The following is an 18,732-nucleotide window of genomic DNA, read 5'->3' as shown; positions in this document are numbered from 1 at the left end:
GCCGGGGCATAGCCATCGCCCCTGTCGCCGCCGTCCGGCTCGGCACACGAAGGGCCACCGTGAACCTCCACTCCCTGCTCGAACAGCGCGAACGCGAAGGCCGGCCCATCCGCGTCGGTCTCATCGGGGCCGGCCGGTTCGGGACCATGTACCTGGCGCAGGCACGCAACATCCCCGGCGTCCACGTCGTCGGCATCGCCGACATCAACGTGGAACGCGCCAAGGGGGCGCTGAAGCTGGTCGACTGGCCGGCAGAGGCCACCGCGACCGACGTCGGCGACGCGCTCGCCCACGGCACCACCGCGGTGATCCCCGATGCCGGCCCGCTGTTCGACGCCGAGATCGACGTCATCGTCGAGGCCACCGGCAACCCGATCGTCGGCGTCGACCACGCGCTTCGCGCCATCGCGACCGGCAAGCACATCATGATGGTGACCGTCGAGGCCGACGCCCTCGCCGGCCCGGCCCTCGCCCGCCGGGCTGAAGCGGCCGGGGTCGTCTACTCCATGGCCTACGGCGACCAGCCGGCGTTGATCATGGAGCTCGTCGACTGGGCTCGGACCTCCGGGTTCGACGTCGTCTGCGCCGGCAAGGGCGCGAAGTACCTCGAGCACTACCACGGGATGAACCCGGACAACGTCTGGGAGAACTGGGAGTTCTCGAAGGAGCTGACCGAGTCAGGGCAGCTCAACCCCTACATGCACACGTCGTTCCGGGACGGCACGAAGGCCGCGATCGAGATGGCCGCGGTCGCCAACGCCGCTGGCCTCACGCCCTCCGACGACGGGCTGACCTTCACCCCGGGCAACGTGGAGGAGATCGCCACGATCTGCCGCCCGTCCGCGGTGGGCGGGGTGCTCGCCCGCGAGGGGTCCGTCGACGTCATGTCCAGCGTCACCCGCGCCGGCGAGTGGATCCCCTTCAACACCCAGGAGGGCGTGTTCGTCGTCGTCAAGGCGACCAACGAGTACGTCTCGGGCTGCTTCACCGAGTACCCCTGGCACCCCGACCCGACCGGTCAGTACGCGGCGCTCTACCGCCCTTACCACTACGTCGGGCTGGAGCTGAACATCTCGATCGCCAACGCGGTGCTCCGCGGCATCGCCACCGGCGCCCCGAAGGGCTTCTACGGCGACGTCGTCGCAACCGCCAAGAAGGACCTGCGGGCCGGGGAGTTCCTCGACGGCGAGGGCGGCTACACGGTCTGGGGCAAGCTCGTGTCCGCCGAGACGTCCGTGCGCAAGCGCCTCCTGCCCGTCGCGCTCGCCCACCACGTCGAGTTGAAGAACGACGTCCCCAAGGGCCAGAGCGTGAGCTGGGAGGACGTCGTCATCGACGAGTCTCTCGCCACCGCCCTCGAGCTGCGCCGTGAGACCGAGGCGCTCGCGCAGGTCTGACTCCCCCACACGGATCCACCGGCAAGCCTTCCGATGACGAAAGGACCAGCACCGATGTACCGACGACTGCGACCGACCCTGGTGCTCACTGCCGCGGCGGCGGCACTGCTCCCCCTCAGCGCCTGCTCCGCCACCCCCGACGGTGGGGACAGCGCGAGTAGCGGCAGCGGGAGCTCCAGCGACATCGTCTCGCTCGTGCAAGGCGATCAAAAGACCGACATCGAGTCGCTGACCACCTCGCTCGGCGAGCCGAAGGCGGGCTCGGACACCAAACTCTGCTACGTCACCCGCACCCTTGCGAACGAGTTCTGGGGGTACGAGCGGGACGGCTTCGAGGCCGAGGCCAAGCGGCTCGGCGTGGACTACGAGACCTACGCGGTCAACGACGAGGCATCGATCACCGAGCAGCTGGACAAGGCGCAGAGCGCCCTCAACCAAGGCTGCTCGGCGCTCCTCGCCTCGCCCATCTCCGCCACGGCTCTGGACAGCGTCTTCACGTCCGCACTCAGCCAGGGGATCCCGGCCATCGTGCTCAACGACGCGAAGAGCACCGTGCCCGGCGTCGTCTACGTCGGCCCGGACGCCTCCACCATCGGTGAGACCGCGGCCGACTACATCGCCGGCAAGCTGCCTGACGGTGGCAAGGTCGCCATGATCGAGGGCGACCCCGGCTCGTCGAACGCGCAGAACCGCGGCACTGGCTTCAAGGCCGGGCTGGAGAAGCACCCCAACCTCCAGCTGGTCGCATCCCAGTCGGCCAAGTGGGACACCAACCAGGCGCAGACCATCGCGACGGCCATGCTGACGGCGAACCCGGACCTCAAGGCCTTCTACGCCCAGAACGACACCATGGCGCTCGGCGTGCAGGCGGCGGTCGACGCGAAGGGCCTCACCGGCCAGGTGCTGATCGTGGGCACCGACGGCATCCCGCAGGCGAAGAAGCAGATCGATGCGGGCGCCGTCACGGCGACGGTCAGCGAGCGGCCCACGACCGAGGGCACCGCGGGCGTGCAGACCGCGCTCTGGCTGCTCGGCGGCAAGCAGGTGCCCGGCTGGGTCGACGTGCCGGCGTTCATCGTCGACAAGGAGAACGTCGCCGACTACCCGACCGGCATGCCGTGACCGTCACCGCCGCCCGGGGAGGTCAGGGACAGCCGGCCGTGGGACAACCCCTCCTGGAGATCAGCCACGTCGCGAAGTCGTTCCCGGGCGTGCGGGCGCTCGACGACGTCAGCTTCACGCTCCGGCACGGCGAGGTGCTGACCCTCGCCGGCGAGAACGGAGCCGGCAAGAGCACCCTGCTGGGCATCCTCGGCGGCTCACTGAGCCCTGACGAGGGGTCGGTGACCGTGGACGGCGTCCGGCGCGACGAGTTCTCCCCGCGCCGGGCGCTCGCCGAGGGGGTCATGATCGCCCATCAGGAACCGGCGATCGTGCCGCAGCTCACCGTCGAGCAGAACTTGCTGCTCGGTAAGACGGCCACCGAACGCCGGGCGGCGGCAGCCGCGGTGGACGGGGCCCTCGCCGACGTCGCGGCGATGGGCTTCCCGCTGGACCGGCGCCAACGGTTGACCCGGATGAGCCCGGCACAGCGGCATGCGCTCACCATCGCGAAGGCGTTCGCGTTCGGGGCGAAGGTCGTCGCGCTCGACGAGCCGACGACCTCGATGCTGGAGCACAACGTGGAGGCCGTGCTGGACCGGGTCCGCCACCTGGCCGCCGAGCGGGGCATCGGCGTCATCTTCGTCTCGCACAAGATGCCGGAGGTCATGGCGGTGTCCGACCGCGTCGTCGTCCTCCGGGATGGCCGCGTCGGTTATGAGTCCCCGATCGCCCAGACGAGCACCGACGAGATCGTGCGGAGGATGGTGGGGCGCGAGCTGCTCAGCTTCCGCCGGCAGCACCCGGTCTCCTCCCATGCCCCGGTGGTGTTCACCGCGACGGGTGTGACCCGGCCGGACAGCCCGGTGAGCAACGACCTCTCCGTCCGGGCGGGTGAGGTCGTCGGGATCGCGGGGCTGGTCGGTTCCGGACGCACGGAGTTCCTCCGGGCACTCGTGCACGCCGACCCCGGTTGCGGCGGACGCCTCACCCTCGACGGCGAAGTCGTGCGGATCGGTAGCCCGAACGGGAGCCGGGACGCCGGGATCGCCTTCATCCCGGAGGACCGCAAGAAGCAGGGACTGGCGCTGCAGATGCCGGCCTACGCCAACATCGCGCTCACCGCAGCTCCCGACCTCGTGGGCAGCGGCCCGTTCACCAGTCCACGGCGGCAGATCGCAGTGTCGGAGGAGGTCGGCCGGTCGCTGGCGCTCAAGCCGGCCAACGTCCGCCTCAAGGCCCGTCAGTACTCCGGTGGCAACCAGCAGAAGCTGGTCATCGCCAAGTGGCTGCGCCGAGGCTCCCGGGTGTTCCTCTTCGACGAGCCGACCAAAGGCGTCGACGTAGGCGGCAAGGCCGAGATCTACGGCCTCATCGACCAGCTCGCCGCAGCGGGCAACGCCGTCGTGGTCGTCTCCTCCGACCTCCCCGAGATCATCTCGCTGAGCGACCGCGTCCTGGTCATGCGCAACGGCCGGTTCATCTCCGAGCACGTGGGCGACGACATCAACGAACACAGCCTCGTGGCCAGTGCCATGGGCATCGCGAAGGGAACGGCATGACCTCCGACACCGCCGCCGGTCGTCCACCGCGGCACTTCCACGTCAACCTGCAGGCGCTGGGCATCTTCATCGCTGCCGCAGCCATCTTCGCGATCTTCGGCGTGCTGAACTCGAACTTCCTGACCTTGGGCAACCTGCGCGACGTCGCGGTGTCCGCGTGCGTCAACGCGCTCATCGGCATCGGGTTGACCTTCGTCATCATCACCGGCGGCATCGACCTGTCCGTCGGCTCGATCGCGAGCTTCACCGGCATCGTCACGGCGAACATGATGGTCAACCAGGGCGTCTCCCCCGTGCCGGCGCTGATCGCGGGGCTCGTCCTCGGGTTCCTCGCCGGCGTGGTCAACGGGCTGCTGATCACGGTGCTCAAGCTCCCACCGTTCATCGCCACGCTCGGCACGATGAGCGTCTACCAGGGCCTGGCCTACGTCGTCACCTCGGGGACACCCGTCTACAACGTGCCCCAGCCGTTCGTCCTGATGCTGAACAGCTACATCGGCGGCGTACCGATCGTCGTGGTCGTGGTCATCGTGGTGGCGCTGCTCGCCTGGCTGCTGCTGCGGCGGACGGTCTTCGGCCAGAACGTCATCGCCACCGGGGGCAGCGAGGAGACCGCCTGGCTCTCCGGCGTCCGGGTGTCGCGGGTCAAGATCCTCGTCTACGGCCTGTCCGGCACGCTGGCCGCCCTCGCGGGGCTGGTCGTGGTGGCCCGGATCAGCGCGGCCCAGTCCGAGGCGGGCTCTCCCTACCTGCTCACCGCCATCGCCGCCGCCGTCATCGGCGGAGCGAACCTGATGGGCGGCGAGGGCCGCATCGCCGGCACCCTCGTCGGCGCGCTCATCCTCGGCGCCCTGACCAACGGCCTGACCCTGCTCAACGTCCCGAGCTTCTACGAGCAGATCGTCACCGGTCTGGTCGTGCTCATCGCGGTCGCGATCGACCAGGGCAGCCGCGGCTGGCCCAGCCTCCGTGGACGCCGCAACCAGGCGGAAGCAGCCCAGCTCACCCCCGGCGTCGACGGGACGACCACAGACCGGCCCGCGGAACCGGCCGTCGGGTCACGGGCATCGGAGTGAGCGGCGCCTCCGCCCTCGACCGGGTGGCTGGGTCGCGGGTCCTGGTGACCGGCGGCGACGGCCTCATCGGCGCCGCCGTGGTCCGGGCGCTGGCCGAGGAGGGCGCCGAGGTCACCGTCTACGACCTCGGCGGGGACGACGCCGCGGCTCGGGCCGCCGAGGCGGGAGCCCGGGCGCACCTGACCGGCTCGGTCACGGATGCCGAGGCGGTCGGCCGGGCGGTCGCCGACCAGGACGCGGTCGTGCACCTCGCCGGTCGCGCCGGCCTGGACCAGGGCACCGCCGAGGAGATCTACAGGGTCAACGCGCTGGGCACGTTCCTCGTCCTGCAGGCGGCCGCCCTGGCCGGGGTCGGGAAGCTGGTGTACGCCTCGAGCATCAACGCCTCCGGGCTGCCCCTGAACCCGCACGCGGTCCTGCCGTCCCGCTATCCCTGGGGCGAGGACGAGCCGGCCGTGATCGCCGACGCCTACTCGCTGTCCAAGGAGGCCAACGAGGCCGCCGCCCGGGCCCTGGCCCGCCGACACGGATTGCCGCTGACCGGTCTGCGGTACCCACTGGTCCGGGACATCACGGTCGACGACGGTGCGGTGTTCGCCCGGCACGTCCGGCGCGCACTGCGCGAGGACCCCCGCCGGCAGGCGTGCGAGGGCTGGACCTACCTCGACGTCCGCGACGCGGCGGCGGCGACGGTGGCCGCGCTGACCCACGAGACCCCGGCCGCGCCGGGCATCCTCGTCGCCGCCCCGCGCACCTACCTGCGCCAGGACACCGATGAGGCACTACAGCGCTCCGCCCCCGAAGTGCCGCGTGAGCAGGTGCCGGGCCGGGATGTGCCTGTCGACCTGCACCGAGCGGTCTCGTTGCTCGGGTTCAAGGCCACCCTGGCGCTGGAGGACCTGGGCGAGCACCTCCTCGCCGACCTCGATGATCTGGAAGAACCCGCCTCATGAGCACTCCGGACGTGTCGCTCCTCGGCCTCGGCCGCATGGGCGAACCCATCGCCCGGCGCCTGCTCACCGCGCTGGGCGCACTGACGGTCTGGAACCGGACCCCTGCCAAGGGCGAGCCCCTCAGCTCCGCCGGCGCCCGGGTGGCGGCTCGCCCCGCCGACGCCGCCGCTGCGGTCACCCTGACCGTGCTCACCGACCTGGCCGACGTCGAGGCGGTGCTCGACGGCGAGGACGGCCTGATCGCGGGTTGGGCGGCCGCCGGCGTGGTCCGGCCCATCCTCGTGGTGCACGGCACCGTCTCACCCGTCGGGGTCGCCGCGCTCGCTGAGCGGCTGGCCGCCATCAGCATCGACGTCGTCGATGCGCCGCTCAGCGGCGGCGTCGCCGGCGCCGAGTCCGGCGCCCTGAGCGTCATGGTCGGCGGCGCGCCGGACGCGGTCAGTCGTTCATGGCCGGTGCTGTCGCTGGTGGGGTCGACGGTCCGCCACCTGGGGCCGCCCGGGTCCGGCGAGGTGGCCAAGGCATGCAACCAGGTCGTGGTGGCCGGCACCATCGGGGCGCTGTCCGAGGCACTGGTCCTGGCCGACGCGAACGGGATCGACCGGGCGCGGCTGCTCGAGCTGCTCGGCGGCGGGCTCGCCGGCTCGGAGGTGCTCCGGCAGAAGCGCGACCGTTGGCTCACCGGCGACTTCGCAGGCGGAGGCAGCACGGCCAACCAGCTCAAGGACCTCCGGTTCGTCGCGGAGACTGCCGCGGCGGGCGGCCTGGACCTGCCGATCTCGGCGGTCCTCCGCGCCGTGTTCGAGCGGGCCGTGGACGACGGCGACGGGCACCTCGACCACTCGGGCGTGGCACTCTCCCTGGCCCGCCACGCAACCGGGGAGCGGTGACCGGCGCCATGCCCGACCTGGAGTCATCGACGCCCACCACCGCCTCTGCCACCTCAGCCGGGCCTCCTACCCGTGGCTCGAGGGTCCGCCCGTCGCCCGTTACCACGGGGACGACCGCCCGCTCCGGCGCGACTACCTGGCGGACGACTACCTCGCCGACGCGGTCGCACTGCAGGCACTGGGCGCACGGCTGGTCGGATCGGTGCACGTGGAGAACGGGGCCGCCGACCCACTGTGGGAGAGCCGGTGGGTCAACACCGTCAGCGCGGCGCGCGGAATTCCGACCGTGCAGGTGGTCAAGGTCGACCTGGCCTCTCCGACGGCCCAGGAACAGCTCGCGGCGCACACCGCACTGCCCACCGTGCGCGGGGTCCGCGACATCCTCAACTGGCACCCCGACCCGCTCTACACCCACCGCAACCGGGCTGACCTGATGACCGACCCGGCCTGGCGGGCGGGCCTGGCCGCCGTCGCCGAGGCCGGGCTGTCATTCGACCTGCAGGTCTTCCCGAGCCAACTGCAGGCGGCGGCCGCCCTCGCCGCGGACCACGGCGACCTGCCCATCGTCCTCGACCATGCCGGCATGCCGATCGAGCGGGACCGTGGAGCCCTGGACCGGTGGAAGCGGGACCTCACCGTCTTCGCTGCCGAGCCCCGCACCACGGTCAAGATCTCGGCGCTGGGCACCAACGACCACCGCTGGTCGCTCGACAGCATCCGTCGCGTCGTGCTCGACACGATCGACGTGTTCGGACCCTCCCGCTGCATGGTCGGCAGCAACTTCCCGGTCGACGGCCTCTACTCCACCTTCGACGCGCTGTACTCCGCCTTCATGGAGCTCACCAGCCGATTCGAGCCGGGCGAGCGCGCCGATCTCTTCGCCGGAACCGCCCGGCGCTTCTACCGCATGGCCGACCGACCCGCCGGGACATCCGTCGGCGAGGACGCCGTCCCAGCACCAGACCCCACCCGCTAGGAGAACCATGCCCGTCGTCGTCACCGCCGTCTTCCACCCCATCGCCGGCCGCACCGCGGCACTCATCGAGGCACTGCGCGCCTGCATCCCCGCCGTCCACGACGAACCGGGCTGCCACCTCTACGCAATCCACGACGCCGAGGACGGCACGGTCACGATGATCGAGAAGTGGGACACCCGTGAGTCCCTCGCGGCGCACGCCGCCGGACCCGCCGTCGCAGCGCTGGACGCCGCCGTCGCCGAGCTCATCGCCCGCCCCACCACGGTGACCACGATGACACCGCTCCCGGCCGGCACACCCGAGCAGGGTGAGCTGTGACCCCGGCAGCGCGCGTCATCGTGCTGAGCGGCGTGTGCGGCGCCGGGAAGTCGGCGGTCGGCGCCGCTGTGGCCGACCGACTCGGGGTGCCGTTCATCGACGCCGACGACCTGCATCCTGCCGCCAACAAGGCCAAGATGGCGCGGGGCCTCCCCCTCGACGACGCCGACCGGTCGCCCTGGCTGGATGCCGTCGCCGGAGCTGCGGCCGCCGGAGCTTCGGTGGTCGCCTGCTCGGCGCTGCGCCGCCGCTACCGCGAGCGCCTGCTCGAGGGTGTCCCGAACGCCTTCTTCGTGGAGCTCGACGTCTCTCGCGCAGAGTTGGAGCGGCGCGTTCGGCAGCGGTCCCACGAGTTCATGTCACCGGACCTGCTCGACTCCCAGCTGGCCACACTGCAACCGCTTGCGTCGGACGAGCCCGGCTTGCGCGTCGCCGCAGACGACCCGCTGACCGACGTGGTGCGTGCGGTCCTCGACCAGCTACAGGCGCACGAGCGCGGCGAGCACAGCTCCGGTCGCTGACGCCCGCTTCGGGAGACAGCGGCGCTGTTCTCCCGGGCCCATCAGCCGGCGCACGACGTGGCCGAGCGGGCCGAGCGGTGCCACCGGTTCGAGCTCGGTAGCGCGCAGTCCGACAGCGGGGTGCTCCAGCTCGACTTCGCGGGGACCGCCACCTGCCGTTCGATAGGGCCGGAACGGTGTCGCAGTGGGCTTCCAGCTGCCCGGCGTCTTCCGGCAGTTCGACTACGACTCGATCGCCGGTCTGGTGCTCCATGTCCGCTACACCGCGCGGGACGGGTCGATCCCCGCCGTGGTCGCTGGTGCTGGCCGACGTGCTGACGGACCGCACGGTCGTGATCGGCAGTGACGAGAACACGCCCTCCCGGACCCTCATCACGCTCGTTCACCCTCGAGGGAGGGATGGGCGGCTGACCTTCGTCTGGAGCCTCCTCCAGTTCTGAGCCCGTTGACCGGCCGCTGGCGCCGCCGGGCGCGACCTCGCATGGGTGCGCGTACGGCCGTGCGCCGGAGGCCGCGTCCCCCCTTCTTTGCGGCTGCACTCGCCGCCACAGGTCTGTCCGCGCCGGGCCGGGACGACTGCGCTCGAAGCCGAGAATGTCCCGATCGGGGCGGCGACGGCCGTGCGCACCGGGGCCCGCGAGAGCCCTGCGCCGCAGGAGCCCGAGGGGCGTCTACACGTCCGTCATCAGCAGGACGCGCTGGCCGACCTCGAAGCCGTCCAGCAGTCCCCGGTGGGACTGCCGCTCCTCGTCCGCGACGTAGGCGTCGTATCCCGCCTGCGACTCGAACGACACGATGTGAACCTCGTGCAGCGCGTCGTCGGTCCGCAGGCGCCGTTCGAGCCGGCCGCCGTGCCGACCGAGCAGCGGCAGCACCTGCGCCTCGTACTCCTGAAACGCGGCCACCGCCCCCGGTGGGACGTCCACGACCATGACCAGGTGGACGCGCATCCGTCCACCCTGATGGCCCTCGCCGCCAGCCCTGGCCCAATGGTCCGCGCCCCCTGGGGCTCGGTGGTGCCGCAGGCGCCCAGCGCTCGAGCCGTCGGGGAGGCGTCAGGACGGCACGGTGCTGGGCAGCCCCGGTTTGCGCTGATCGGCCCCAGGGACCGGCGCGGCGACCAAGACGCCTGCGGCACCCGCTCGGAGGGGCCCGGCTCGCGCACGAGCTGCGCGTGGGTCCGCAGACCGGCCGCCGCGAGCCCCGCGACGACCTCGTCGGACTGCAGCTCGTAGAGATGTCCAGGGGTGACGTCGTGGCCATTCGGCTTGTCGAGGCGGCGGCGGCCCGCGCCGACCTGGAATGACAGGAGGAGGTGCCCGCCGGAAGTCAGCACCCGCCGGAACTCCGCGAAAACCCCGGGAAGCTCGGAAGCGAGCAGGTGGATGACCGAGTACCACGCCACCAGGCCCCCGAGGCTGCCGTCGGGCCGGTCGAGCGCCGTCATGGTGCCCCTGCGGAACGACAGGCCTGGATGCTCGCGGCGGGCGACCTCCACCATTCCGGCCGACAGGTCGACCCCGGACACCCGGAGGGCAGCCTGTGCAGGTCCGCGGTGATGCGCCCGGGGCCACAGCCGACGTCGAGCACGGCCCGTTCCCCGCCGCACGGACGAACTCGGCGAACCCGGCGAGCACGGCCCGGTCCCACGGCTTCCCGTCCAGCGCCGTCCGCAACAGGTCGGCGTAGTCGACGGCGACGGCGTCGTAGGCGGCGCGTGTCTGATCCAGGTGGGATCCGGCGTCCCTGGCCGGGGAGTACCGCCGTCCAGGATGGACGGGACCCACCTCGCCGCCCTCTGAGGGGAGCGATCTCTTGCTGACGAATGGCTCCATCAGAGGCGCCGATCACGGGCGGCCGGCCTTATGACGACGGAGCCGTCGGAGCGGCCCGTCCGCCCTGTCGGCAGTCGCTTCCGCCCATCCGGTCCCGCCCCTGACCGTCCGACGCGGTCCGGCGGACTCGAGCCCCGCGGCGGCAGGCCGGGGGCAGGAGGCGCTCCGCGCCGGGGCGACCGAGCCGCCTGCCGTCGCGAGCGGAAAGGCCGTCCCAGCTCAGCACGCAGCCCGCGCGCAGGCGCGGCAAGCCAGCAATGGGCCGCATCTGGAGTACCGATCACCCGGGAGATCAACGCCTCTGCGGGGCTCGAACGAATCGGTGGGGTTGGGCATGTGGAAGGCAGGTGCGGCGTGGGAGAGGTTCACCCGATGCCGGCCACTCCGATCCAGTTGCCGTCGGGATCGCTGAAATGACCGATGACCAGTCCGGTTGGTGAGGTCACCGGGCCCATCTGGCGAGACCCACCGAGGCGTTCGGCCTTCTGCAGTGCGGCTTCCACATCGGGAACAGCTACGTAGAACATCGCGCGGTGGGCGTAGCCGTCACCGCCGCCGACACCTCCGGGGATCCCCGGGCCGTCGCCCATGGTGTTGCCGTCGGTGAATCCGTAGTCATCGGGCTTCGATATCGCCTCGGACACCTCACCGCTGGTGTCGAAGATCCATCCGAACAGGTCGGCGTAGTAGCCGCGCAGCCGCTGCGGATCGGACCCGATGATCTCGAAATGCGCCACTGGCTGTCCCATGCTCGGTCCTCCTCGTCGTGGTGGCCGACCAGCACGCTGCTTCACGACGCCGTCCGTGCCACATCAGATAGACCGGCCCGTCGGCAGGAACTCATCGCCCAGACCTGCCCGTCGCTCTCCCCACGGGCGACCGTCAGCCGGCCCTTGTCTGGCAGCGGACCGGCTGCTGACTCGTGCGACGCGTTGTCGGCGGTGAGGGAGGTGGTGATCGGCGTCGCTGGGCCTGTAGCTGACGAGGAGATCCGTCTCGGTCCAGCGGAAGACACGAGATGCGGTGCAGAGCGAACAGCGGCCGCTGCGGGTCCAGCGGTCTGTCGCCGAGCTGCAGGCCGCCCGGGTGACCGGCGGCCTGCACGTGCAGCAGGGCGTCGGGGGTCCATGCGCCGTAGGGACGGGCGAACAGGACCAGTCCGTCACCGACGATCAGCTCGAGCTCCCCTCTGGGCTGCTGGAGCTGGGTCGCCCAGTCATCCCTCACCGGCTACCAGCACGTCCATCCCGGGATGGCACAGCCGACCGGTTCGCCACCCTGCTCGACGGCTGACGCTGCTACCGGTCCTGAGGAGCGCAGGCCGTGCTCTTCGGGCAGAGGAAGGCGGCCCGCGGGCGCGGATCGCCACGCGGGGTTGAGGGGTGGAGCTGACCTTGTCGGCCAGCACCCGCTCCGGTCGCTGGCGGGGACGTCCCGGCCCGGATCGGGCCACCCGGACCTGGTCCAGCAGCGGGATCAGCTGGGGGTTGTCCCCGGCAAGTCCCGAGGTCAGGAGCAGGGCCACCGGCAGCCCGCGGCCATCGACGGCCAGGTGCAGCTTGGACGTCAGTCCGACGCGGGAGCGCCCGAGGCCTTCTCCGTCGATGGCGAGGGCCGCGACGGAGGCTGTAGCTCCTTTCCACGCTCCAGCGGCGTGCTGGTGAGGGAGGAAGGAACTGGAGTCGACGCTGAAGGTCGATCCCACGACCCCGACCGCGTCGTCTTTGACGATCTCCCCAGTCAGGTTCTCTCCCAGGTGCCATCGGCGGTCCGGCGCCCCAGGCGCTCGTGGACGGTCTTCCACGCCCGTAGCGACGCCGGCCCGCTGGCCGCCACGCACCTGGCTTCTTCGTCGACTTCGACCTCCTCCCCGCCGACGGAGAGGACCTCCGCCGCCATTCACTGACCGATCGACGACGGCAGCTCGAGCAGGTCGCCGACTGGGCCCCGCCGGCCCGCCGGCGCGTCGAGGGCCTGGTCGTCAAGGGCGCCGACAGCCGCTGTGTCGGCGGTCGACGGAACTGGATCGAGTGACGTCCCGGGAGACCACCGAGGCCATCGAGCCGTGATCCACCCTCACCCCCGGACCCCTCACCCGTCGACGCACACGACGGCGGCTGCGGGCGGTCGGCGTCGAGTACGTGATCTGCGCCCGCGAGCATGAGGCCCCTTCCCCACTGCCGTCGCCACACCGACCGACCGGAGCGCAGGTGCGAGCCCCGACCACGCCGGTCGATGCGCCACGACCCCCTCAGAATCGCGCCTACGTCCTAGACGACCTGGTCCTGCGCGGAGTCTGGAGCCGACCGGTCCACAGCACGGCGAGACGCTCGCCCGGTGGGCTGTCCACGGCTCAGCGTTTCTCACCCTGGACGGCGCGCTGAGGCACCTCGATGACGATCAAGTCGACGCTCTGACCCACCGCCGCGTCGACCTGATCGCGGGCGCCTCTACCACACGGTGACCGGCCGCAGCGCGCGGCTCCCGTCGGCCCCGCCGAAGTCCGCATACCTGACCGATCGACCTGAGACCCGCCCCCGGCCCGCTCGGTCCTCGGCCTGCGGACGAGCGCGGCTGGTCGGGCGCGATGAGTTTCATCGTCCGCGGAGGTCTGCGGTGTGGACGGTGGGCTCTCGAGATGCTCGACGACGGGCCGCTGCCTGGGCTGTTCCGCTGTCGGCACCGAACGCGCAGCCGGTGATGCCGCTGCGAGACCAACGAAAGGTGATCATGTACGCAGTGATGATGCGAGTTCGGGTCGACGATCTCACAGAGGCCGTCGAGCAACTCGAACGAGAGCTGATCCCTGTCATCCGGTCAGCTACCGGGTTCCGCACCGGCATCTGGCTCGCTCCGGACCCAACCACGGGGGAAGGGTTGTCGTTCGTCGTCTTCGACGATGAACCGCAGGCGCGGCAGGCGGCGGACATGGCTCGCAGCTCCAATCGGCCCGGGGAAACACCGCTCGATGTCCAGACGGTCGAGGTCATCGCCATCGCCTGACGCTGCCGCAGCCTGCTTGCGGGATCACGACGGTGACCACGCAAGCAGGCGGCGGCCGGCGGGGCGCGGTTGCTCGCCGCTGCGTTCGGGCCCAGCGCGCCCATCACGGTGCCCCACCTGCGCGGGTGCGCGGGGGCCGGGTCGGTGAGGCGTCCACCGCGGCGGATCGTCACTGAGTACGTCGTGCCGCCGTCGGCGTCGAAAACCTGGGTCGCACCGTCAGGGAAGACGAGTTCCCCTGCCGTCACTGCCCGCGGGATGAGCGTCGGTGCGACCAGGCTGTTGTCGAACGCCTCCACGTCCACCAGTCGACGGCCGGTCACCGACTCCGAAGACGAGCGCTCCGGGGCGCTCATGTCCGCTCAACCGCGGGATGCCCCGCCAGGACGCCACCGGTCCTGCCGACGCACATGACCGTTGTGATCATTGCAACGGCCCGGTCAGCGTGGCTCGGGGATGCGCGGAGCACGCACCGGTCGGAACCCCGCGCGGAGCTCATCTGCGAACAGGTACGGCTGCTCCCATGCCGCGAAGTGCCCACCCTTGTCGACTTCGTTGTAGTAGACGAGGTTGGGGTATGCCCGCTCCGTCCAGCTCCGGGGAGCCTGGTACTGCTCGGCGGGGAAGACGCTGACCGCCACGGGGACGGAGACGCCCTTGGCGTTGAAGAAGCCTCCCTTGTACTCCCAGTACAGCCGGGATGCGGACACGCCCGTGTTCGTCAGCCAGTAGAGCGAGATGTTGTCCAGGATCTCGTCACGGGTCAGCTCCCCCGTGCCACTCGAAGTGCGGTTCAGGCCCGCGACCACCGCGGCGGCCGGTTGGCCATCGGCGTCGTTGTGATCGAGCAACCACGCGGCCAGTCCGACGGGTGAGTCGGCGATGCCGTACAGGGTCTGCGGCCGGACGGCCATGTACTTGGCGTACTCCACCTGCCCGTACGTCCTCAGCAGCTGCTCGCAGGCTCGCAACTCCTCAGCCGAGAGGCCGGACGGCGGAGGGCCACCCGCGACGAGAGCTCTGTCCACGTCGGCCGGAACGGTGGCCGGCATGTTGGTGTGGATCGCGAGCAGTCCCTCTGGCGCCTGCAGTCCCATCTGGTCGACGACGAACGCGCCCCAGTCCCCACCCTGGGCGACGTAGCGGCCATAGCCGAGCCGTGACATCAACTCCGCCCAAGCGTGACCCATGCGCTCGGGGCCCCAGCCGGTGCTGGTCGGTTTGCCGGAGAACCCGTAGCCGGGCATGGACGGGATCACCACGTGGAAGGCGTCGGATGCGTTCCCTCCGTGCGCCGTCGGGTTCACCAGCGGGTCGATGATCTTCAGCTGCTCGATGACCGACCCGGGCCAACCGTGGTTGATGACCAGCGGCAGAGCGTCCTGGTGCTGGGAGCGCACATGGATGAAGTGGATGTCGAGGCCGTTGATCTCGGTGATGAACTGAGGCAGCGCGTTCAGAGCCGCCTCACACCTCCGCCAGTCGTACTCCGTCGCCCAGTGGCGTGCCAGGTCCTGCATCATCTCGAGCGGAACCCCTTGTGACGTATCGGCGACGGTCTCTCTCTCGGGCCAGACCGTCGCTTCGACACGCCTACGCAGCTCGGCGAGTGCCTCATCCGACACTTGGATGCGGAACGGGCGGACGGCACCGCCCGTCGTGTCGTCGACGGCGGTCGTCGCGAGGACGGTGGGCTGGGACATGGACGCCTCCGGGTATCCGGGCTCGCTTTCAACAAGCGGTTCGCGATCGAGGTCGTGAGCCGATCTTGGTCGGCGCACGCGACGGTCGAGCCAGGGAGAGTCCCTGGCATCCCCTCGGCCCTGGGCCCTGGGCCATGCGCCCGAGAGCCCGGCAGTGCCCCGGTTCAGCTGACTCCTCGCCTGTGAGACCTCGTCCTCAACGGCGACGATCAGCGCCTCGCTGTGACGATCAGCATCGCGCCCACGCCGTTCCCGTCGACAGGGCTGAGCGCCGGCGATCAGTCGCTCGGAGCGGCGATGCAGCCTTCCGGCTGTGCCCGGGGTGACGACCAGGGTCTCTGACAGGCGCGACGCAGGCGGAGGGGCGGCAATGTCTCGAGCGCAGCGCCCCAACTGCGAGTCGAGGAAGCGAGGAGTGACCCTCCGTGGACCTGAGGCTGGAGGTCGTCGTCATCCCGATGTCGAACGTCGAAGCCAGCTCGATCCCGTCGTCACGAACGGAAGCGAAAAGCATGGTCGGCGAACGGCGAGGGATGGCACCGATGGGAGCCGTCGTCCGCGGCCTGGTCGCCGGCGCCGTGGGCACCCTGGCGATGGACCTGCTGTGGTTCTCGCGCTACGAGTGGGGCGGCGGAAAGAGCGGCTTCCGGGACTGGGAGTCGTCATCGGACGTCTCGAGCTGGGAGCAGGCGCCAGCTCCTGCACACATCGGCATGCGGCTGATCGAGGGGACCTTCAAGGTCCAGCTGCCCGAGCACCGCGCACGGCTCGTCAACCACGTCACTCACTGGGGCTACGGGATCCTCAGCGGCGTCCAGTACGGGATCGTTGCCGGGTCCCTGCGGGCACCCCGGGTCCGGTACGGCGTCCCGTTCGGCGCCAGCGTCTGGGCGTTCGGCTACGTCGTCCTCCCCGCGGCCGGGCTGCACGAGCAGATCCGGGAGTACGAACGGGCCACGCTCGCCAAAGACCTCAGCGCACATGTGCTGTACGGCCCGACCACGGCGGCTGTGTTCGACGGGCTCTCTCCCCGAAGGGGAGGACCGGGTGACCGCCGCTCCACCCGTTCGAGCCCTGACCGTCGAGCCCTCGACCGGGCACTGGAGAAAGTCAAGGAGGAGCCATGCACGTGCTCGTGGCAGGCGCGACCGGTGCTGTCGGACGGCCGTTGGTCGCGGCACTACAGGCCCACGGTCACACCGTTTCGGGGCTCGTTCGCCACCCCCGCGGTGCCGACAGGCTTCGCGGTCTCGGCGCTCAGCCTCTCGTCGCTGATGTTCTGGACCGGCAGGCGACCGCTGAAGCCGTCATGGAGGGCCGACCGGATGTCGTCGTCGACGAGCTGAGCGCCCTGCCCCGCAGTTACTCCCCCGCGCAGATGAGGGCGACCCTGACCGCGAACGGAGCAGTTCGGACGGTGGGTGGCGACAACCTCTATGCAGCCGCGGTCGCGGCGGGCAGTCGCCGGTACATCTCGCAGTCAGGGTGCTACTTCTACAGGCCCGGAGCGGGGCTGGCCGACGAGGCTGAACCGTGGGTGGAGCAGGGACCGCCACTGGTCGCGGCGACTCTCGACGTCCAGACGGCCGTCGAGGAACGCACCCTGGCACCCGACCAGCCGCTCGCCGGCGTCGCGCTCCGGTATGGGTTCTTCTATGGGCCAGGTACGTGGTTCCACCCCGACGGCGATGTCGCTGACCAAGTCCGTGACGGCCGGTACCCCCTACTCGGCAGCGGGGCCGGTCGCTGGTCATGGGTGCACGTCGACGATGCTGCCGCGGCGACGGTCGCCGCGGTCGAGGCCGATGTGACAGGCGCCTTCAACATCTGCGACGACTCCCCTACCCCGATCGGCCAGTGGCTCCCCGCGTTCGCCCGCTACGTAGGCGCGCCGCCGCCGCCACGTGTGGCGACCGGACCGGACACGGACCCCGACGGTCGCTTCTACGCCGAGATGCTCCGAGGGGCTGCCAACGATCGAGCTCGCAAGGAGCTCGGCTTCTCTCCCCGACCGCTGACATGGACCGCAGCCAGCGACTGACGCCGCCCGCGGCAGCCGCCGGCATGCCAATACGAGGCGCTGCCGCTCCACGCTCCTGACTCTCGTCCGGCTGTCTCGCCCCGGTTCGGTGGAGGCTCGGAACTGACGCGGCGAGCGATAGGACGGTGAGTGCGGCAGCGGCAAAAGGGACGCGTCTTCACGGCCGAAGCCAGCTGCGCGACAGGATCACAGTTCCTGACCTGCTCTTTGCTGCGGCCAGTCCACCGCACCCACCGCCGAACCGGACGCTACGCCCGGCCAGCGTTGACACGTAGGAGCTCACCGACGGTGCTCTCGATGCGGGACAGGTCTTCATGGCGTCGGTTCGTGATGACGCTGCACAAGCTCCCCCGGCGATCACCGCGGACCTCTACAGCCATGTCAGGCCGGCGCAGCAGCGCGAGGCTGCGGACCGCCTGGACAGCGCGTTGCCTTGGTGACCCGAGCCGCACACATTCGCGGTTGCAGTACCGGTTGCAGTACTGACGACCAGAGGGGCCTCGCCCTGACGGGCGATGTCCCTCTGACCTGCGGTCTCTCTGTCGGGCCGACAAGATGAGAACCTGCGACCCCTTGACCCCTGGCTCCGGGCGCTTGTCCGTGACTGTTCACCGCGTGCCGTTTCTGCAGGTCACAGGGGCGCGGCGTCCGTGGTCATCCGTCCCGGTCCGTGGTCGTGTGCACCGCGTTGCAGTATCGGTTGCCGTACGCCGAGACCGCCCTCTGCTGCTGCTCGGGTTCGGGTGCTCCGCTCAGTCGCCGACCGGGATGCCGAAGGTCGCGGGACTCGCACTGATCAGCGCACGGTTGAGCGCCCCAGAGTCCGCGATCACCGTCTGCCCGGTCATGACCTTGTTGTGCTTGGAAGCCAGCAGGGTGTAGGAGGCCCCGTACTCCGCGGGCGAGGGGAGGTGCTACAGCGGCACCTGCGCCTCGAACTGGGCGCGGAAGGCGTCGGCGGGGATGTCGGACTGCTTCGACTCTTCCAGTCCCAGGGCCCGCGGCCCGTGGAGCTGGCTCCCCGCGATCCCCGAGGGAGCCACTGCGTTGACAGTGACCCGGGGGGCGAACTCGATCGACAGCTCCCGCACGAGGCTGCACACCGCGCCCTTGCTGGCGACGTCCTCGGCTCCGGCACCTGCGGCAACGGCGGATGCCTCGGCGAGCTCTGGGGCCGGCGCGGGGAGCTCTCCACTCCCCCGCTCCAGCCGGGCGACGTCGTGGAGATGACCGTGGAAGGCATCGGCACCATCCGGAATCGCGTCGTCGCGGGCCTCGAGCTGCCGCCGGTGCGCCCGGCGCGACCGCGACCGCGCACTCGGAATCGCGCCTGCTGACCTGCGGATCACGACGAG

Annotated in this window: 16 protein-coding genes and 1 pseudogene; 12 read left to right on the top strand and 5 right to left on the bottom strand. The window is 70.8% G+C overall.

What is annotated here, in order from left to right:
* Nucleotides 1–59 precede the first annotated feature (59 nt).
* From FHL80_RS05970 to FHL80_RS05930, 9 genes are read left to right on the top strand one after another with little or no spacing between them, the layout of a single operon-like run.
* Nucleotides 60–1,397 (top strand): NAD(P)H-dependent oxidoreductase, encoded by a 1,338-nt coding sequence (locus FHL80_RS05970; RefSeq protein ID WP_138732534.1) that lies wholly within the window; start codon nt 60–62, stop codon nt 1,395–1,397.
* A 54-nt stretch (nt 1,398–1,451) separates the two neighbouring features.
* Entirely contained in the window at nt 1,452–2,519 is a 1,068-nt protein-coding gene (locus FHL80_RS05965) for a sugar ABC transporter substrate-binding protein (protein WP_216870468.1), read from the top strand.
* A gap of 38 nt (nt 2,520–2,557) precedes the next feature.
* Nucleotides 2,558–4,060: a sugar ABC transporter ATP-binding protein gene (locus FHL80_RS05960; RefSeq protein ID WP_216870467.1), complete on the top strand. Its 1,503-nt coding sequence runs from the start codon at nt 2,558–2,560 to the stop codon at nt 4,058–4,060.
* The gene (locus tag FHL80_RS05955) at nt 4,057–5,136 is read left to right on the top strand and encodes an ABC transporter permease (RefSeq protein WP_138732531.1); all 1,080 of its coding nucleotides are present in this window, start codon (nt 4,057–4,059) and stop codon (nt 5,134–5,136) included. The genes FHL80_RS05960 and FHL80_RS05955 overlap by 4 nt, the downstream gene beginning before the upstream one ends.
* 23 nt (nt 5,137–5,159) lie before the next feature.
* Complete coding sequence (locus tag FHL80_RS05950; protein WP_216870466.1) at nt 5,160–6,089, top strand: NAD-dependent epimerase/dehydratase family protein; 930 nt, start codon at nt 5,160–5,162, stop codon at nt 6,087–6,089.
* Nucleotides 6,086–6,979 (top strand): NAD(P)-dependent oxidoreductase, encoded by an 894-nt coding sequence (locus FHL80_RS05945; protein ID WP_138732530.1) that lies wholly within the window; start codon nt 6,086–6,088, stop codon nt 6,977–6,979. Before FHL80_RS05950 ends, FHL80_RS05945 begins: the two co-directional genes overlap by 4 nt.
* A gap of 25 nt (nt 6,980–7,004) precedes the next feature.
* The gene (locus FHL80_RS05940; RefSeq protein WP_138732529.1) at nt 7,005–7,955 is read left to right on the top strand and encodes an amidohydrolase family protein; all 951 of its coding nucleotides are present in this window, start codon (nt 7,005–7,007) and stop codon (nt 7,953–7,955) included.
* A gap of 7 nt (nt 7,956–7,962) precedes the next feature.
* Nucleotides 7,963–8,274 (top strand): putative quinol monooxygenase, encoded by a 312-nt coding sequence (locus tag FHL80_RS05935; RefSeq protein WP_138732528.1) that lies wholly within the window; start codon nt 7,963–7,965, stop codon nt 8,272–8,274.
* Entirely contained in the window at nt 8,271–8,795 is a 525-nt protein-coding gene (locus tag FHL80_RS05930; protein WP_138732527.1) for a gluconokinase, read from the top strand. Before FHL80_RS05935 ends, FHL80_RS05930 begins: the two co-directional genes overlap by 4 nt.
* A gap of 671 nt (nt 8,796–9,466) precedes the next feature.
* Here the strand turns inward: FHL80_RS05930 and FHL80_RS05925 are convergent.
* The 4 genes and pseudogenes from FHL80_RS05925 to FHL80_RS26905 all read right to left on the bottom strand — a co-directional run bounded on the left by FHL80_RS05925 (nt 9,467) and on the right by FHL80_RS26905 (nt 12,335).
* A complete protein-coding gene (locus FHL80_RS05925; RefSeq protein WP_138732526.1) occupies nt 9,467–9,745 on the bottom strand; it encodes a hypothetical protein in 279 nt (92 codons plus the stop codon).
* Between the two features lie 371 nt (nt 9,746–10,116).
* Nucleotides 10,117–10,404, bottom strand: a pseudogene (locus FHL80_RS27195) (class I SAM-dependent methyltransferase); the annotation flags it as partial.
* Nucleotides 10,405–10,995: 591 nt separating this feature from the next.
* Entirely contained in the window at nt 10,996–11,379 is a 384-nt protein-coding gene (locus FHL80_RS05915; RefSeq protein ID WP_138732525.1) for a VOC family protein, read from the bottom strand.
* A gap of 467 nt (nt 11,380–11,846) precedes the next feature.
* Entirely contained in the window at nt 11,847–12,335 is a 489-nt protein-coding gene (locus tag FHL80_RS26905) for a transposase (protein ID WP_216870464.1), read from the bottom strand.
* A 1,025-nt stretch (nt 12,336–13,360) separates the two neighbouring features.
* Between FHL80_RS26905 and FHL80_RS05905 the strand changes: the two genes are divergently transcribed.
* On the top strand, nt 13,361–13,633 hold the full coding sequence (locus tag FHL80_RS05905) for a hypothetical protein (protein WP_138732523.1): 273 nt from the start codon (nt 13,361–13,363) through the stop codon (nt 13,631–13,633).
* Nucleotides 13,634–14,073: 440 nt separating this feature from the next.
* On the opposite strand, the gene FHL80_RS05900 is transcribed toward FHL80_RS05905, so the two are convergent.
* A complete protein-coding gene (locus tag FHL80_RS05900) occupies nt 14,074–15,336 on the bottom strand; it encodes an epoxide hydrolase family protein (protein WP_138732522.1) in 1,263 nt (420 codons plus the stop codon).
* 1,123 nt (nt 15,337–16,459) lie between these two features.
* On the opposite strand from FHL80_RS05900, the gene FHL80_RS05895 reads away from it, so the two are divergent.
* Together FHL80_RS05895 and FHL80_RS05885 are read left to right on the top strand one after the other, a co-directional pair.
* The gene (locus FHL80_RS05895) at nt 16,460–17,377 is read left to right on the top strand and encodes an NAD-dependent epimerase/dehydratase family protein (RefSeq protein ID WP_138732521.1); all 918 of its coding nucleotides are present in this window, start codon (nt 16,460–16,462) and stop codon (nt 17,375–17,377) included.
* 857 nt (nt 17,378–18,234) lie between these two features.
* Entirely contained in the window at nt 18,235–18,714 is a 480-nt protein-coding gene (locus FHL80_RS05885) for a fumarylacetoacetate hydrolase family protein (RefSeq protein WP_342777319.1), read from the top strand.
* The last annotated feature ends 18 nt before the right edge of the window (nt 18,715–18,732 follow it).

The organism is Modestobacter excelsi, from assembly GCF_005930495.1.
In the GTDB taxonomy this organism is placed as follows: domain Bacteria; phylum Actinomycetota; class Actinomycetes; order Mycobacteriales; family Geodermatophilaceae; genus Modestobacter; species Modestobacter excelsi.
This window is presented reverse-complemented; position numbering and strand designations above follow the sequence as displayed.

What these genes read in the sequence shown, in the direction of transcription:
- FHL80_RS05965 (WP_216870468.1), top strand. Translation starts at nt 1,452, where the DNA reads ATGTACCGACGACTGCGACCGACCCTGGTGCTCACTGCCGCGGCGGCG.
- FHL80_RS05955 (WP_138732531.1), top strand. Translation starts at nt 4,057, where the DNA reads ATGACCTCCGACACCGCCGCCGGTCGTCCACCGCGGCACTTCCACGTC.
- FHL80_RS05945 (WP_138732530.1), top strand. Translation starts at nt 6,086, where the DNA reads ATGAGCACTCCGGACGTGTCGCTCCTCGGCCTCGGCCGCATGGGCGAA.
- FHL80_RS05935 (WP_138732528.1), top strand. Translation starts at nt 7,963, where the DNA reads ATGCCCGTCGTCGTCACCGCCGTCTTCCACCCCATCGCCGGCCGCACC.
- FHL80_RS05925 (WP_138732526.1), bottom strand. Translation starts at nt 9,745, where the DNA reads ATGCGCGTCCACCTGGTCATGGTCGTGGACGTCCCACCGGGGGCGGTG.
- FHL80_RS05915 (WP_138732525.1), bottom strand. Translation starts at nt 11,379, where the DNA reads ATGGGACAGCCAGTGGCGCATTTCGAGATCATCGGGTCCGATCCGCAG.
- FHL80_RS05905 (WP_138732523.1), top strand. Translation starts at nt 13,361, where the DNA reads ATGTACGCAGTGATGATGCGAGTTCGGGTCGACGATCTCACAGAGGCC.
- FHL80_RS05900 (WP_138732522.1), bottom strand. Translation starts at nt 15,336, where the DNA reads ATGTCCCAGCCCACCGTCCTCGCGACGACCGCCGTCGACGACACGACG.
- FHL80_RS05895 (WP_138732521.1), top strand. Translation starts at nt 16,460, where the DNA reads ATGCACGTGCTCGTGGCAGGCGCGACCGGTGCTGTCGGACGGCCGTTG.